The 13588-nt window shown below is 38.8% G+C and carries 20 protein-coding genes; 7 read left to right on the plus strand and 13 right to left on the minus strand.

Annotated elements, in window-relative coordinates:
• Positions 1-44: 44 nt before the first annotated feature.
• The 3 genes from rpsG to BUA53_RS02055 form a co-directional block, all read right to left on the minus strand.
• A complete protein-coding gene (gene rpsG / locus BUA53_RS02045) occupies positions 45-512 on the minus strand; it encodes a 30S ribosomal protein S7 (RefSeq protein ID WP_072833561.1) in 468 nt (155 codons plus the stop codon).
• Between the two features lie 86 nt (positions 513-598).
• The gene (gene rpsL / locus BUA53_RS02050; RefSeq protein ID WP_072833562.1) at positions 599-997 is read right to left on the minus strand and encodes a 30S ribosomal protein S12; all 399 of its coding nucleotides are present in this window, start codon (positions 995-997) and stop codon (positions 599-601) included.
• Between the two features lie 153 nt (positions 998-1150).
• Entirely contained in the window at positions 1151-2215 is a 1065-nt protein-coding gene (locus tag BUA53_RS02055) for a branched-chain amino acid aminotransferase (protein ID WP_072833563.1), read from the minus strand.
• Between the two features lie 65 nt (positions 2216-2280).
• Here BUA53_RS02055 and BUA53_RS02060 point away from each other — a divergent pair, with 65 nt between their 5' ends.
• Genes BUA53_RS02060 through BUA53_RS02080 form a run of 5 tightly spaced genes read left to right on the plus strand, consistent with a single transcriptional unit; the run spans position 2281 to position 5167 of the window.
• A complete protein-coding gene (locus tag BUA53_RS02060) occupies positions 2281-2772 on the plus strand; it encodes a hypothetical protein (protein ID WP_072833564.1) in 492 nt (163 codons plus the stop codon).
• 9 nt (positions 2773-2781) lie between these two features.
• On the plus strand, positions 2782-3375 hold the full coding sequence (gene rdgB / locus BUA53_RS02065) for an RdgB/HAM1 family non-canonical purine NTP pyrophosphatase (protein WP_072833565.1): 594 nt from the start codon (positions 2782-2784) through the stop codon (positions 3373-3375).
• Positions 3372-3941, plus strand: coding sequence for an RNA polymerase sigma factor (locus tag BUA53_RS02070; RefSeq protein WP_245792992.1), 570 nt, complete (start codon positions 3372-3374; stop codon positions 3939-3941). The genes rdgB and BUA53_RS02070 overlap by 4 nt, the downstream gene beginning before the upstream one ends.
• Positions 3938-4732 (plus strand): hypothetical protein, encoded by a 795-nt coding sequence (locus BUA53_RS02075; protein ID WP_072833566.1) that lies wholly within the window; start codon positions 3938-3940, stop codon positions 4730-4732. The genes BUA53_RS02070 and BUA53_RS02075 overlap by 4 nt, the downstream gene beginning before the upstream one ends.
• A 9-nt stretch (positions 4733-4741) precedes the next feature.
• Positions 4742-5167: an acyl-CoA thioesterase gene (locus BUA53_RS02080; protein ID WP_072833567.1), complete on the plus strand. Its 426-nt coding sequence runs from the start codon at positions 4742-4744 to the stop codon at positions 5165-5167.
• A 166-nt stretch (positions 5168-5333) separates the two neighbouring features.
• On the opposite strand, the gene BUA53_RS02085 is transcribed toward BUA53_RS02080, so the two are convergent.
• Complete coding sequence (locus tag BUA53_RS02085; RefSeq protein ID WP_072833568.1) at positions 5334-5876, minus strand: hypothetical protein; 543 nt, start codon at positions 5874-5876, stop codon at positions 5334-5336.
• A gap of 12 nt (positions 5877-5888) precedes the next feature.
• Here BUA53_RS02085 and BUA53_RS21130 point away from each other — a divergent pair, with 12 nt between their 5' ends.
• Entirely contained in the window at positions 5889-6044 is a 156-nt protein-coding gene (locus BUA53_RS21130; protein ID WP_175546000.1) for a hypothetical protein, read from the plus strand.
• A 604-nt stretch (positions 6045-6648) separates the two neighbouring features.
• Here BUA53_RS21130 and BUA53_RS02090 read toward each other — a convergent pair.
• The 4 genes from BUA53_RS02090 to BUA53_RS02105 all read right to left on the minus strand — a co-directional run bounded on the left by BUA53_RS02090 (position 6649) and on the right by BUA53_RS02105 (position 9249).
• Complete coding sequence (locus BUA53_RS02090; protein ID WP_072833569.1) at positions 6649-7563, minus strand: amidohydrolase family protein; 915 nt, start codon at positions 7561-7563, stop codon at positions 6649-6651.
• Positions 7564-7710: 147 nt separating this feature from the next.
• Complete coding sequence (locus tag BUA53_RS02095; RefSeq protein ID WP_072833570.1) at positions 7711-8274, minus strand: toxin-antitoxin system YwqK family antitoxin; 564 nt, start codon at positions 8272-8274, stop codon at positions 7711-7713.
• Between the two features lie 279 nt (positions 8275-8553).
• Complete coding sequence (locus BUA53_RS02100; protein WP_072833571.1) at positions 8554-8874, minus strand: DUF6572 domain-containing protein; 321 nt, start codon at positions 8872-8874, stop codon at positions 8554-8556.
• A 150-nt stretch (positions 8875-9024) separates the two neighbouring features.
• Positions 9025-9249 (minus strand): hypothetical protein, encoded by a 225-nt coding sequence (locus BUA53_RS02105; protein ID WP_072833572.1) that lies wholly within the window; start codon positions 9247-9249, stop codon positions 9025-9027.
• A 314-nt stretch (positions 9250-9563) separates the two neighbouring features.
• Between BUA53_RS02105 and BUA53_RS02110 the strand changes: the two genes are divergently transcribed.
• A complete protein-coding gene (locus BUA53_RS02110; protein WP_072833573.1) occupies positions 9564-10040 on the plus strand; it encodes an ASCH domain-containing protein in 477 nt (158 codons plus the stop codon).
• 147 nt (positions 10041-10187) lie between these two features.
• On the opposite strand, the gene BUA53_RS02115 is transcribed toward BUA53_RS02110, so the two are convergent.
• From BUA53_RS02115 to BUA53_RS02140, 5 genes are all read right to left on the minus strand, one after another.
• The gene (locus tag BUA53_RS02115) at positions 10188-10733 is read right to left on the minus strand and encodes a PepSY domain-containing protein (RefSeq protein WP_072833574.1); all 546 of its coding nucleotides are present in this window, start codon (positions 10731-10733) and stop codon (positions 10188-10190) included.
• A gap of 322 nt (positions 10734-11055) precedes the next feature.
• Positions 11056-11628 carry a tetratricopeptide repeat protein gene (locus tag BUA53_RS02120; RefSeq protein ID WP_084079749.1) on the minus strand — a complete coding sequence of 191 codons (573 nt, stop codon included), beginning with the start codon at positions 11626-11628 and terminating at the stop codon, positions 11056-11058.
• Between the two features lie 20 nt (positions 11629-11648).
• Positions 11649-11834, minus strand: coding sequence for a hypothetical protein (locus BUA53_RS02130; RefSeq protein WP_072833575.1), 186 nt, complete (start codon positions 11832-11834; stop codon positions 11649-11651).
• Positions 11835-12114: 280 nt separating this feature from the next.
• Positions 12115-12603, minus strand: coding sequence for a DUF3592 domain-containing protein (locus BUA53_RS02135; protein WP_072833576.1), 489 nt, complete (start codon positions 12601-12603; stop codon positions 12115-12117).
• Positions 12604-12818: 215 nt separating this feature from the next.
• Positions 12819-13184 carry a hypothetical protein gene (locus tag BUA53_RS02140; RefSeq protein WP_139256313.1) on the minus strand — a complete coding sequence of 122 codons (366 nt, stop codon included), beginning with the start codon at positions 13182-13184 and terminating at the stop codon, positions 12819-12821.
• Positions 13185-13588: the final 404 nt, after the last annotated feature.

Below are 13588 nucleotides of genomic sequence, written 5' to 3' on the forward strand. Positions count from 1 at the left end.
TCACTTATAAGGTGATGGTTTTTTTATTTTAAAAGCTTAGTTGATTATACTTTGAAGTGTGCAAAAGCCTTGTTGGCTTCAGCCATACGATGGGTATCTTCTTTCTTTTTGAAAGCAGCACCTTCACCTTTTGCAGCAGCTACGATCTCATTGGCTAATTTATCTGCCATGCTACGACCGTTTCTTTCCCGGCTGTAACGGATAAGCCATTTCATGCTTAAAGAGATCTTCCTGTCGGCACGAACCTCGGAAGGTATCTGGAAGGTTGCACCACCAATACGGCGGCTACGTACTTCAACTGCAGGTGTAACATTGGATAGAGCTCTTTTCCAGATCTCATAACCTTCTTCACCTGTTTGCTTGCCTACTTTATCTATGGCATCATAGAAAATATCATAAGCCACGCTTTTTTTACCCTGCCACATAATGTTGTTAACAAAACGGGTAACCAGTTTATCATTAAAACGTGGATCTGGAGCTAATGGGAGTTTTTTGGCTTGTGCTTTACGCATGAATTTTAATTTTTAAGAAGCCACAGTAGCAGAATGTCTTCAAGTATTAAAACTTTACTCTGTGCTGCGCTTATTTATACAAATAATTACTTTTTAGCTGCTGGCTTTGCACCGGCTTTCTCTTTCTTCGTACCATATTTGGAACGGCTCTGCTTACGGTCTTTAACACCAGCAGTGTCCAATGATCCACGAACAATATGGTAACGTACACCTGGCAGATCTTTTACACGACCACCACGGATCAATACGATTGAGTGCTCCTGTAAATTGTGACCTTCACCTGGAATATAAGCGATCACCTCAACTTTATTGGTCAAACGAACCTTTGCAACTTTACGAAGCGCAGAGTTAGGTTTTTTAGGGGTAGTGGTATACACACGGGTGCAAACACCACGACGCTGCGGACAGCTGTCTAAAGCCCTTGACTTGCTTTTTGCACGAATGATCTCTCTTCCTTTACGAACTAATTGCTGAATAGTAGGCATTACGAACCTTTAAATTTTGGACGGCAAAGGTAAAGAGCTGAGGGTGAATAACCAAAATTTGAAAATTTAAATTCCAAAAAACTTTCCTAAAAAGCAATAAAGCCACATAACTGTGGCTTTATATTATAAAATATTGATAATCACTTAATATTCTTACGCTTTCACCATCCAGCCATATTTATCTTCCCTTCTGCCTTCACGAATATCTGTAAGCCATTTTTTCACCGTGGGAGCTGTTTTCCATTTATCAGTGTCAAAATGCATCACAAAATCTTTATACCTGAGTTCTTTAATGTAAGTAATTGTAGCTGCCGTTCCTGTTCCAAACACCTCGTATAAAATGCCCGCCTTATAAGCTTCAATGATCTCATCAATACTAAGATCTCTTTCTTCAATAGTGAAACCAGCTTCTTTTAATAAGGTAAGTGCACTGTCTCTCGTCACTCCCGCCAAAATAGTTCCTGAACCCAGGTCTGGCGTAATTGCCTTATTCCCAATAATAAATATCACATTCATGGTGCCTATTTCCTGCACATACTTATGTTCGAAAGCATCTGTCCACAACACCTGGTCATACCCTTTTTTCTTAGCCTGGGCAGTAGCATACATAGATGATCCATAATTGCCTGCTGCCTTTGCATAGCCTACACCACCGGGAACCGCACGAACATATTGTTCTTCTACATAAATACGGATAGGAGCATTATAATAAGGGCCGCTGGGGCTCAAAATAATAATAAACTTATATTTTTCAGAAGGACGTACGCCGATCATCTCATCAGATGAAAACATGAATGGCCTTATATATAAGGAATGATCTTCCATATCAGGAATCCATTTACTATCCAATTCCACTAGCTGCTTCATGCCATCCATGAATAATTCTTCAGGAACCTGCGGCATTTGCATCCTTTCTGCTGAAACATTGAACCTGCGGAAATTATCCTGGGGTCTGAAAATATAGGCTTCCCCATCAGCTCCCTTATAAGCTTTGATGCCCTCAAATATTGCCTGTCCATAATGTAAGGCTGCCAATGAAGGACTTAAAAGCAGTGGCTGGTAAGGTTTTATCTCAATATTTTTCCATTCACCATTTTCATAATCAGCTTCCAGCATGTGGTCACTGAAATACTTTCCAAACGGAATGTTTTCAAGGTTAAGGTCCTGAAGCTTGCTTCTTTCAACCTTTGTAGTAGCAATATCCATAGTAGCAATCATAATAAATTAATTTAGCGCAGCAAAGAAACAAAAAAAGGGTACATTAAAACCTGATTAAAGTTATCATGAGCCTGAATCATATAAAATTAAATACGCGTTTATTAACAGATCTGTATCCCGACGTGCTTATACAATCTACTAGTACAACCACTGTGCCTGATTACCAACCCATTAAATATTTAGGTAAAAACGCAAAACATATTGCCCTGTTAATTAACAACCCTTCCCTACCCTATCTGCCTGACAATGAATTAAGCTTTTTAACAAGTATTCTTTCCGCCTGCAAGCTTAGTCTTGCTGATGTGGCCATTGTAAACCTACACTCTATCCCGATAAACAGGATGGAAGAAAACCTGCAATCATTGGATGCCAATATTGTAATTCTATTTGGAATGGATCCCTTATCCATTGACCTTCCTATCAATTTCCCCCAATTCCAGCTCCAGGGTTTCAATGGTAAAACCTATTTATTTAGTCCTACTTTGCAGGAACTTGAAATGGATAAAGCATTGAAATTGAAATTATGGAACTGCTTAAAAACCCTTTTTGGTATCTAACCCCTAAGAATGAGATTGATTTTTGCCACCAACAATACGCATAAAACTGACGAGATCAGGGCACTGTTACCAAAGGAGTTTTCAATAGTAACCTTAAAAGAAGCCGGCATTGAAGGTGATATACCTGAACCTCATGATACACTACAGGACAACGCTGCTGAAAAAGCAAGAACCATATATGCAATAACACATAACAATTGCTTTAGTGATGATACTGGCCTTGAAGTATATGCACTCAATAACGAGCCCGGGGTGCACAGTGCCAGGTATGCAGGAGAAGAAAGGTCCTTTGAGCAAAACATTGATAAGCTTCTTCAAAAAATGGAAAATATTCAGGACCGCTCCGCAAGGTTCAGGGCCGTCATCTGTCTTATTCTTAATGGAGAAGAACATTTTTTTGAAGGAATATGCGAAGGATCTATCCTCACAGAAAGAAAAGGTGTAGAAGGCTTTGGCTATGACCCTGTATTCATGCCTGTTGGCGCCGATAAGAGTTTTGCAGAAATGAGTATGGAAGAAAAAAATACCTACAGCCACCGGGGCAAAGCTGTAGCTGCATTGGTAGCATTTTTGAAACAGTTAAGTTTAAAATATAATAATTGAGCGAAGGAAGCAACCATACCATAAGTGAAAGCGACTTAATTGAGGGATGCCTCAGAGGAGATAGAAAGATGCAACAGGCGTTGTACCAGCGTTTCGCTTCAAAAATGTATGGCGTTTGTTTACGTTATGCAGGAAGTGCTGAAGAAGCTGAAGATGTTTTGCAGGAAGGATTTATCAAGGTATTCAATAAAATTGGAAGTTTCCGTGGAGATGGTTCTTTTGAAGGATGGATACGCAGGATATTTGTAAATACGGCCATTGAATACTACCGGAAGAAGATCTACCTGCAACCCATAACTGAATATGAAGAAGATACACTGGAAGGAAAATATCTCTCTGTATTGGATAAGCTGGAGGAAAAAGATATCATTCAGTTGGTTCAGCAGTTATCTCCTGGCTACCGTACAGTTTTCAATATGTATGTGATAGAAGGTTATTCACATAAACAAATAGCAGAGGCGTTAGGGATAAGCGAGGGTACCAGCAAATCGCAACTATCCAGGGCTAAACAAATTTTGCAGGACATGGTGAAGCAATTTATAGAAAGAAGAAAAAGAGTTCAATGATCATGAGTACAGAGCTTCAAAAGAAATTATCAGAATATGCTCCTGAACCACCGGCTAACACCTGGGATGCCATCGCCAAAGCTTTGGATGAAACGCCTGCAGTTACAGGCTTTGCCAATTCCCTTTACCAATACGAGGAAACTCCCCCCATGGGCACCTGGTCAAAGATCAGTATGGTTTTGGATACAACGGCAGGGGCTAAAGTAGTTCCCTTTTCAAGAAAAAAAAGAATAGTACAATATGTAGCTGCTGCTGTCATCCTGCTTGCATTTGTATTAGGAGCAGGGCTTATGATAGGCAACAGGACCACCACTCCTTCTATTACAGGTTCAAATGCATCCATAAAGCCTTCGGCTGATACTGAAACCAAAAATGCAGGCCCGCATAATGATGTGGCAGTTTCAACCGGACAAATTCCCAATTCTTCATTTGAACGCGAAGTTGCAGTTGTAAGTAACCATAAAGAAAACAGGTCAATTATCAGCAGGATCAGGCCCAGTACGCGATTGGGGAATGTTCTTTTAGCGTCGAATTTTATTCCTAAGACAGCAGAACGCAAACAAACTGTACCTAATTACCCGGCTTCAGAAAAATACATGGTCTACAGCGATAATGATGGCAATGCCATGAAATTACCTAAGAAGTTGTTTGACTTTATCACCTGTGTAAGAGAAGACCTGCTTTGCAAGGAACAAATGCAGCAACTGCAGGAAAAACTGGCAGCTACATCTTTAAATACCGACTTTACCGGGGTGTTGGAAATATTGAATAACCTTAAGGAAAACCAGTAATTTGCCTTTATGGCCCGGATCCGCATCTCAATTCCTGAAAGCTTTTCCTTTTCTACAATTATTCCCATCCGCATTACGGATCTCAATTATGGTGGTCATGTGGGCAATGATTCTATTTTAAGCCTTCTGCATGAAGCACGGGTTCAGTTTCTTAAGCATTATGGACTTACCGAATTGGATTTTGCAGGAACAAGCCTTATTATGAGTGATGTAGGTATTGAATTTAAATCGGAAGTATTTTATGGAAGTTCAATAAAGGTCATGGTTACTGCGGGTGAATTCACCAGGGCAGGATTTGATATCTTTTATCAAATGATGAATGCTGAAAACAATAAACTGGTAGCTGTGGCAAAAACAGGAATGGTTTGTTTTGACTATACCACCAGGAAAGTAACGGCTGTTCCCTCACAGGCACTTGCAAAGCTCCGGCCCTAGCACAAATATTTCTTCACATTTATGCATGAAATCAAATCGTTCAAACGATTTCATTATTTATATACTGAAACTCTCAAAGATGAAATAAGTGTATGCAATGAAACGAACAGTGCGCCTTACTGGAACCTGGCGCACTGTTATTATTGCAATGAATAAATAGATTGGATTAATATGAAATTTGTCCGTCGAATGTTTGTCTGCCGGTAAGCGTGGCGGGATCATTTACCACTTTTGCGGAAAAAGTACCGCTGATCATCTCAAACCTTCCCGTGCCACCAGTTATAACATGATCTACATCACCCGTAATGGTGCCATCAGGGTTTTCCACAAAAGAACCTGTATAGGTCGTAGTAAATGTATCGCCATTTGCGGCTGTATATGTAGCTTCACCCTGAACCATTATTGGATCAACAGAAAAGTCTATGCTCACATCGGCAACCACTGTTGTCCTTCCCAGGTGAGTAGTTACTCCTGAACCTGTCAAATGTGCCGTCTGGTAAGGAAGTTCACCAGATTGCACGTATGATGTAAACATAGTGCCTTTAAAAGGAACCATTTTTTGGTGTGCATCAACAGTAGTTTCAGTAAGCGAATTTGTTCTGGGAATAAAGCTGATCAGGATAAGGACACATAATAGAATAAGAAATGAAAACATCTTGTTTTTCATTGCTCCCAGGCTGCTCTTTCTTTCTTTTGGTTGTTGGTACATATAAATTGATTTATGGTTAAGGAATCGATTGTATATTGTTTTACTAAGAGTCTTGCCCTACCACCAGTGACATCGGCAGGGTTGATCTATTATGTTGATACGCTTTACAACTTCCGTACTGTGGCCCTGCAATCGCAAATACAAACGGGCATACATGCTTATGATTAGTTATTCTTTAGGGTGCCGGGCTGGCAATTCCTGTTTTCAAATTAATAAGGGGCAAATGAAACCTATTGTTCCCGAGGCGGATAAAACAATTACGTTATAATCTATGCTATGGTCAATTAAGTTCAACCTGAAGTTGATCTTAAAAAGCAAATCAAAGTTTGATAATACAATAATAGGAGGCGCTAATGACAGTCATTTAATTCTATGACAGTAGTCAGTAGCTATCATTTGTTGCATGTATTTTGCTTATCAGCTAGTTTACTAAAAGGCAACGTGATGAGGCTTTATGCAGTACAGGTATTTATTGAACTTTTCTAAATGTGGCCTGACGGCTCATGTTCAATGGAATATCTTAGCAGCTAAAATAGCTGTTTGGGTATAAGAATAAATTCAGCACCATACAGAATTGAAACGAACACTTTCGCCCAAAACTGATATTTGCTATAAGAAATAATGGTTTTCCATTGCTTGCGCCTAACGATTTACGGCATGCTGAAGGACGCCTGGTTTAAAGATACTAGCGGCGGCGAAACTAAATATCATTTGATTAAATATCCCCTGCCGCCAGCAAGATATGCTTTCGGCTAGCGGGTGTAACGCACAGTTATTTTTGTAGCTTTAAAAACTTTGAAGCATTATTATACAAAATACCTTCCTTATCCTTCTTGCTAAGAAAGGTTAAGCTATTTAAAAACTTAATTGATTTTTCTATGGCATAAGGCCATACCATTTGGTCTGACCCGAACATCACTCTGTTTAAATAACCCGCATGTTTTGCATTCTTTAAAAATTCTGTTACGGTACGTTGCGTGTTTGGCTCAACCCAAAGCATCACGGCCACATCGGTATACAGTTGCGGGTAATAAGCCATGAGCCGCAACGCATGTTCATGCCACTCTTCTCCACCGTTATGCATCAAATAAATCCGCAGTTTAGGGTATCTAACTAATACATCTTCTATCAGGTAGGGATCACCGAACCTGAGCCTTGCTTTCGGTGACCAGGAATACGTTCCCCCTGGGTCGCCCCCGCCGGTGTGTACTGCCACTGGAACATCATACCTCTCACATATACGTAAATAGGGCTGCCACGCAGAGTCGCTGAGTGTGCCACCACTATAGTAAGGTGCGATTTCTCCAAAGACTTCAATTTTTTTGTCCCTTATCATTTGCTCAAGCTTCACGCTGTCCATACCATAATCTGTTGGAGCAAACATCAAAATTCCTCTGATAATCCGACGGCTGCTGTCTTTGGCAACCCAATTCTCTACGCTCTCCGGACTACCGATCACTACAGCTTTCAAGATGTTACATTTCTTAAATGCTGCGAAAGTCGCGGAGCGATGAGACTCTGCATTCCCTGAACCTTTGATGCCATAATAATCACTTGCTGGTTCTCTTACACCAAAGTCACTGTTAGTGTAAGAGTGAATGTGCATGTCTATTATTCGTGTTTGGGATTGTCCAAAGGAGGTCTGAAAAATAATAAAGCAGAGTAGGGCTATTATGTAAAACTTCATGCGGTGAGGTTTATATTGTGCCTAACGTTAAAGAGCTTTCTGAATCCCAAGCATTCAGAGGACATTGAGTTTCACTTCTGTTTTGCTGTATATTAAAGATATTGTGTTTAACTATTATTTTTCACCTTTGGTTTTAGAAAGCTAATGTTAGTGCACGTTTATCATTAGTCCATCGTTTGTCTTTACAGTATCACTTGAGATAACTTCGGAATAAATCTCCTTGTCAAATCTATATTCTTCGGCCCCTACATGAATATAAATATCTCTAAAGTTGTATTCATCTTTATATTGGTTATAGATTTCTGTTCTTAACCTTAATAACTCTTGAATGCCTGGTTTGAAAGCAGGAGAAGGTAATTCCAACGATGCGTATTTATATGTATCTTCTGTATTAATCGAGAAGTCGGCTTTGCTTAGATCAAACTGCCTGTATGCGATAATGATTCTATCGTTTAAAGCAATAGCAACACCGTGCGTGAAATCATTGCCGTCATAATCATAAGTGTACCACTTACCCAACTGCTTACCTGATTTATAATTCATCCTTTCGGCTATCCTGCCATTTTCAAACCTTCTTATGACTGTTCCATCTACAAGTTTGTCAGTGCCCTTGTAATACGCCAACCTATCACTACGCACCTCAATATTATTCATATCAGTAGTAGAACAGCCTACCAGAATAACAAATAATATTGAAATAAATAGTTTCATTGGCTGTGCGCTAAAGTAGAACAGATTTCTGAAGCCAGGTTATTCAAGTTCCTGGCTCTTCACTTCTGTTTTGTTGGCAATTAAAGATATTTTGTTTAGCCTGTGTTCGTCATCCTGGGTTTTGGAAATCTAACTATTGTTTCAATAGCCATTGTTCAACTTACGTTATCAAACTGAAACCCGTGAGTCCCTTTCAGGAGACTTGCGGGGGAAGAAAAGACTTTCTTTAAACGAGTGTTAGATTTGGCAAGACTATGTTGGGCGTTCGTGCCTAGTTTCTCACTTATAAATTTGCCAAGTTAATGGAACACCAAAATCCATGACCATTTCCTTAAAACAATTTAAATAAATCAATATACTTTTTGGAGGATCGTATTTGAATACTACCTCAATCGAAATATTGGTCTTTGTGGCAGTAGGATATTCTTCAAAAATTTGTCCATCCTCTATAAATTGTAAGTAAGCATTAATCTTGTCCTGCAAAAGTTGAATGTGTTCTCGTTCCCTGTCCCACATCAAATGATCAGATATATGAAGTACAAAGTCACCAGCTTCACTTGTACTAATTATATCTATTTTGTCAAGTTGGTCAATACTCATTGAGAACTTTTCATTTGCATGCCACTAACGTAAAGAGGCTTTCCACAGTACAGGCAGCCTGTGTTTGAATAGCTTAATAATCGGTACTAAGATAAATAGAATTGAGCAGTTGCGTCTATGCTATGTCTCCTGTATTTCGGGAAACCTGTGTTAGCCGTTAGAATCATTATTTCGAAAAATGACACCTAGAATGACAACTAGTACATGAACAAAAAAGAGGTTTATAGTAAGTATTGCCCCAAAGAAGCCTATACTACCAAACAGAATTTCAAACAAACTCCTGTCTCCACCTAACCAGGCAAGTAAAAGGCTAATAGCCGTTATAACAAAAGTGTTCTTTAGTAAAAAGTATACGTATTTAGAAACTTTCTTCATACAGCCAATCTTTCAATGAATGTACTAAATATGTAGTATATGGTATATCAGAGCCAAAGTTATTTCTGGCCCTTCTTTAGCGGGGGAAGATTAGGGTGTTCTACTTTTTCCACTCTTCTATTTTAAAAGCAGTTATTATACTGCCCGGATTAAACTCAAAGTCCAGATTTTTTTGTATAGACTGGGTCTATGTTGAAAACTAATGCCGGTAATATGCACGTCAGCCACCGCTGCATTTAATACCATGCTAGAGGTCGTAATTCTTTGGATAAGTATCCTTCATTTCCAGGAATGGGAATTGTATATCTCTGTTAATGGCAGAAAAGCAAAGGATATACAAGGCTTTAATTATGAACGATTATCCTGGCGCACCATATGCGGACTGGATAAAGAACGGGGAAAAAACTATAGAAACCAGGTTCAGAACTTTTAATTATCGTGGTGATATTGTTATCTGCTGCGGAAAAACAAACTCAGTTGGTAAAAACGCCGGCAAAGCCTTATGCATTGTTGAATTATGGAAAATAAGACCCATGAAAAAAGGAGATGAGAAAGCTGCCGGAGTAAAATTTAACCCGAAACTCAATTGTTTCCTACTTAAAAACTGGAGACATTTTAGCCGTGATTTTGAGTTCTCGCCACAAAGAATTTCAGGAGCATGGCAAAGTCTCTTTGATATATCTATACCAAACGATGTTGAGATTATTTCAAAACCCTACATAAAGGCCTTTCCAGAAAAAAGAGCAGTAACATACAATAGTTTTAGTAGCAAAGACTCCCTGCAAATCTGAAACAATTCATGCCCTATAACTTTTACAGCTTTAAGAAGTAAGGGCATTCATGAACATTGCCTCACTTACTTCCAGTTGATTAATAAAGATAAATTGTTCAATACATATTAGTCAGCCCTTATTTTTTTAAGCTGCTGTTAGCTGCCGTTAATATTGATAAACAACTTTGCCCTGTCCAATTATGTTACCCGTCTTCGCATCAATATCTAAGTAAATGCAGCCGTCACAATCATTTTTACACTCCCAATAAAACTTGTCGGTTGAGCAATAGAAAATTAAATCTAAACCCTGTTCTTTCATGCCATTTCCTAATGCTATTTTTCTCGCCTTGCTTTCTGTTATTGGTAATTCCTCATCAATGAATTTTCGGAAAGCGACCAAGTTAAATCTACGATAGTCAATAACTCTTAAGTTAGCATCAAAGTCAGCTCGAAATGAAGTAATTGTGTCACCATTATAAATAAAGTCATAAAAAATCTGGTAGCCATTCGGTAACTGAAACAAAGTGTCCGATATGTGCCAAACAACGTTTTCGTATTCAAAACTTGTTGCTCTTTTACTTAAACTAAGGTACTGTTCAAATTCCTTGTCGCTAACCTTTGCCTTTATTAATTGCTTTGTCAAAACTAAGCAGCTGTCAAAGGTTGATTGTAACTGTTTATTAGAAGTTCTAAGTTTGACAGTCTTGTCCATGGATTTTCTGTGTGTGTCGGCGGAACAACTAACTACAAAAAGTATTATCGCAAAATAAAGAGGTAAAAATATTTTCAATGTCGATTTATAAAAGAGATGCTTTATAGGACTGTTTCCATAATGGCAGGTAGCTAAGGGGTATTTATGCAATTATACTCAAATAATATTTTTTTAATCTTCTTCCTCCGCGAGTCTCCTGCAAGGGACTCGCGGAATCATAAGTACATATTTTCCAAATCCAGCACCTCTTCATAATGGGTTACTTCACAGAATCTGTTCTCTCGCTGGCATTTAGCAAGGTGAAGCCGTTATCTCCGTCTCGTTATAAATCCTGTTTGTACAGGTTAGCAAGATTAGTTAATTTCTTTCCCAAAAGCATTTCAGCTTCAACTTTTGCTTTGTCCTTTTCCGCTTGTGAAAGCTGCTTTTCAAGTGCCTGGATAGCTTCAACGTTCTTCTGTTGTTCAAGAACCGAAAAGTCTCGCTTGCTCTCGTTATAAATTAAAAGCCACATGTAGCTTTTCGCAAAATCTTTTGAAATGTTTTGCCCGTCACGGTACATGGTTGCAAGGTTGGCTCTTGCAGAAGTGATTTGTCCGCTTATGTTTAAATCTTCAGGTGTTTCCAATAATGCAATACGTGTCGCCCAAACCAACATGCTGTCCAAATTCTTTTCCGTGCCGCGTCCTTCCATGTAACAGGTAACGACGTTAAACATACATTCTACGTCTTGCTGCTCTGCACATTTTGCAGACCAGTAAAATGCTTGTTTATCGTCCTGTGTCACACCGCGACCGGTGGCGTAGCTATAAGCAATTTTAAATTGTGCGTCTTTCCAACCTTGCTTTGCAGACTTTATAAACCAGGTGTTAGCGATGCTGTCATTTTGTGGCACTTCAATACCTTGCTGATAACTTACACCATAATTGTATTGAGCTTCTGCATTTCCCTTTTAGCAGCTTGTTTAATTAATGGGATGGCATTTTTGAAGTCTTGCTTGTCAAGCAGCTCTTTTGATTTATTGTTAAGGTCTTCTGAGCTTTGTCCATATGAAATCGTCGCAGTAAGAATAGTTAAGGCAGTCAGTATGAATTTTTGCATAGAGTTTTTTATAATGGCTTACAACTAACAGGTCTTTGTGCAGGTGGGGAGTTAGTATCCCGTGTGCCAATAACCGCCGGTTCAACGTTAACCGGCTTGCCGCAGTGCTGGAATTTTATAATTGTAAGCCTGGCAACTGAAGCCGATTAAAGAACCAAAGTAAAAAAATATTCTGTAGCTCCATAGCATTCTTTCTGACCACACCTAAGCCCATAAGCGATTTAACTGCTGATGATTTAAGAGTCTGCCAGTATTGTAGCAAACCGCTGTTACCGGCATGTCATTGTCGGCCAAGTTTTATGTATCCGAGAAAGTTGCAAATACTCAATACGATGAAGAACAAACCCGCCAATGTGAAAATTGTAAAAGCAATATAGTTGAAACTCTTTTCGCTTTCTAGAACAAACTTTGTCGGGTCTTCGGGGTCATAACGGACAAGCACTTCGCTGTCTATTTTGTTGCTATAGGAGCGGATTTTACTCAAATCGGTGGAGGCATAAACCCAAGGTTTTGCCGTTACGGTTTCGCCGTTGAGTGGGGTAAATTCAATAATCGGTGTCTTATAGCCCTTGTTGCCATTCTGATAAGATAGAATTCTTCCAACTCCTTCGATTCCTTTGTCTTGGATTTTTTTGAGAAACAGGAAAGCACTTATGCCTAAGAAAAAAACTAAAGAACCCACTATCAACATAGAAATAGCTGGATTAATGAACATGGAAAAGAAAAAGACAATAACGATAAGTATCCAATACTTCTGAACGTATTTCATAGAAGTCAAAAGCAATTGTGGTTTAGTTGTCTCGTCAGGTGTTCATAAAAACTGTGACTACTGATGCCGGTAACGAGAAAGGGCTTTAGGCGATATGGATATTTGAAAAAACTTCAGCCTAACTCACTTTCGTTGTTGATTAAAGATAAGGAGCTGAAAACATTTTCAAAAGCCCATATTGACTGAAACCCATGTTACCTGCTGTGGTCTTTATTTTAGTGGCTGTCCATGATTGCAATGTCACCAGAACCTAAACCAATATATCTTTTGCCGTTGATAGAGAAGTCATATGTCTCGTAACCTGTAGAAGCAATGTAAATCTCCAGTTTGAGTCCATGGGTAAAAGTTAGTACCAGATCAAATGTATCTTTAATAACCTCAATTTTAGTCAAACGTTTACTTTCTAATTCTTTTTTGACTTCTTCAACTAAATCAAGTGGTTTTAGTAATCCAAACTGATGTCCAATATCCAGTGATACAAAAGCAATGTTATTGTTTCTAAGTAATCTCCAAAACCCTGAAGCACTCACCATAAATATTGTCACTAAAAGAAAAAACCCAACTATCAGCATTCCTATCAAAGGTTACATTTTCGAATAGTGAATTAGTGGCAAAAGTTATTTCGTTTGTCATTGTTAAATGGTCGCTTTACCATTGCAGCTAACGAACAGGGCTTTATGCAGGTTGGAAATTAGTATTCTGTCTGCCCATAACCGCTATTGATGGAAAATATTTTGCTGAATTTATGTACAAAAGTTGATTGTTATTCGTCTGACCGAACCAAAGCTTGGATTTTCAAATAGCTGATGTAACAATGTCCTGCCCAACTTGCATAAAACCCAATGTTATATACCGCTTTTCTTTCGCTTAAAGTCAACGCCAACTTTAATGTCTCGAATTTTGTTCTTAGTCACTTTGAATTGTCTGCGGAAGAAAAAGTTAGGCTTGAAATATGGTCTTAGCGTAATTAAATAGTCAGAATTTT

The sequence above is a fragment of the Flavisolibacter ginsengisoli DSM 18119 genome (assembly GCF_900129295.1).
Taxonomy (GTDB): Bacteria; Bacteroidota; Bacteroidia; order Chitinophagales; family Chitinophagaceae; genus Flavisolibacter; species Flavisolibacter ginsengisoli.

Bases quoted from the DNA above. Each gene is read 5' to 3' on its own strand.
- BUA53_RS02130 (WP_072833575.1), bottom strand. From the start codon at position 11,834: ATGCAAAAATTCATACTGACTGCCTTAACTATTCTTACTGCGACGATT.
- rpsL (WP_072833562.1), bottom strand. From the start codon at position 997: ATGCCTACTATTCAGCAATTAGTTCGTAAAGGAAGAGAGATCATTCGT.
- BUA53_RS02085 (WP_072833568.1), bottom strand. From the start codon at position 5,876: ATGTACCAACAACCAAAAGAAAGAAAGAGCAGCCTGGGAGCAATGAAA.
- BUA53_RS02060 (WP_072833564.1), top strand. From the start codon at position 2,281: ATGAGCCTGAATCATATAAAATTAAATACGCGTTTATTAACAGATCTG.
- BUA53_RS02110 (WP_072833573.1), top strand. From the start codon at position 9,564: ATGGCAGAAAAGCAAAGGATATACAAGGCTTTAATTATGAACGATTAT.
- rpsG (WP_072833561.1), bottom strand. From the start codon at position 512: ATGCGTAAAGCACAAGCCAAAAAACTCCCATTAGCTCCAGATCCACGT.
- BUA53_RS02115 (WP_072833574.1), bottom strand. From the start codon at position 10,733: ATGGACAAGACTGTCAAACTTAGAACTTCTAATAAACAGTTACAATCA.
- BUA53_RS02105 (WP_072833572.1), bottom strand. From the start codon at position 9,249: ATGAAGAAAGTTTCTAAATACGTATACTTTTTACTAAAGAACACTTTT.
- BUA53_RS02075 (WP_072833566.1), top strand. From the start codon at position 3,938: ATGATCATGAGTACAGAGCTTCAAAAGAAATTATCAGAATATGCTCCT.
- BUA53_RS02080 (WP_072833567.1), top strand. From the start codon at position 4,742: ATGGCCCGGATCCGCATCTCAATTCCTGAAAGCTTTTCCTTTTCTACA.
- BUA53_RS02055 (WP_072833563.1), bottom strand. From the start codon at position 2,215: ATGATTGCTACTATGGATATTGCTACTACAAAGGTTGAAAGAAGCAAG.
- BUA53_RS02090 (WP_072833569.1), bottom strand. From the start codon at position 7,563: ATGAAGTTTTACATAATAGCCCTACTCTGCTTTATTATTTTTCAGACC.
- BUA53_RS02095 (WP_072833570.1), bottom strand. From the start codon at position 8,274: ATGAAACTATTTATTTCAATATTATTTGTTATTCTGGTAGGCTGTTCT.
- BUA53_RS02100 (WP_072833571.1), bottom strand. From the start codon at position 8,874: ATGAGTATTGACCAACTTGACAAAATAGATATAATTAGTACAAGTGAA.
- rdgB (WP_072833565.1), top strand. From the start codon at position 2,782: ATGAGATTGATTTTTGCCACCAACAATACGCATAAAACTGACGAGATC.
- BUA53_RS21130 (WP_175546000.1), top strand. From the start codon at position 5,889: ATGGTTAAGGAATCGATTGTATATTGTTTTACTAAGAGTCTTGCCCTA.
- BUA53_RS02135 (WP_072833576.1), bottom strand. From the start codon at position 12,603: ATGAAATACGTTCAGAAGTATTGGATACTTATCGTTATTGTCTTTTTC.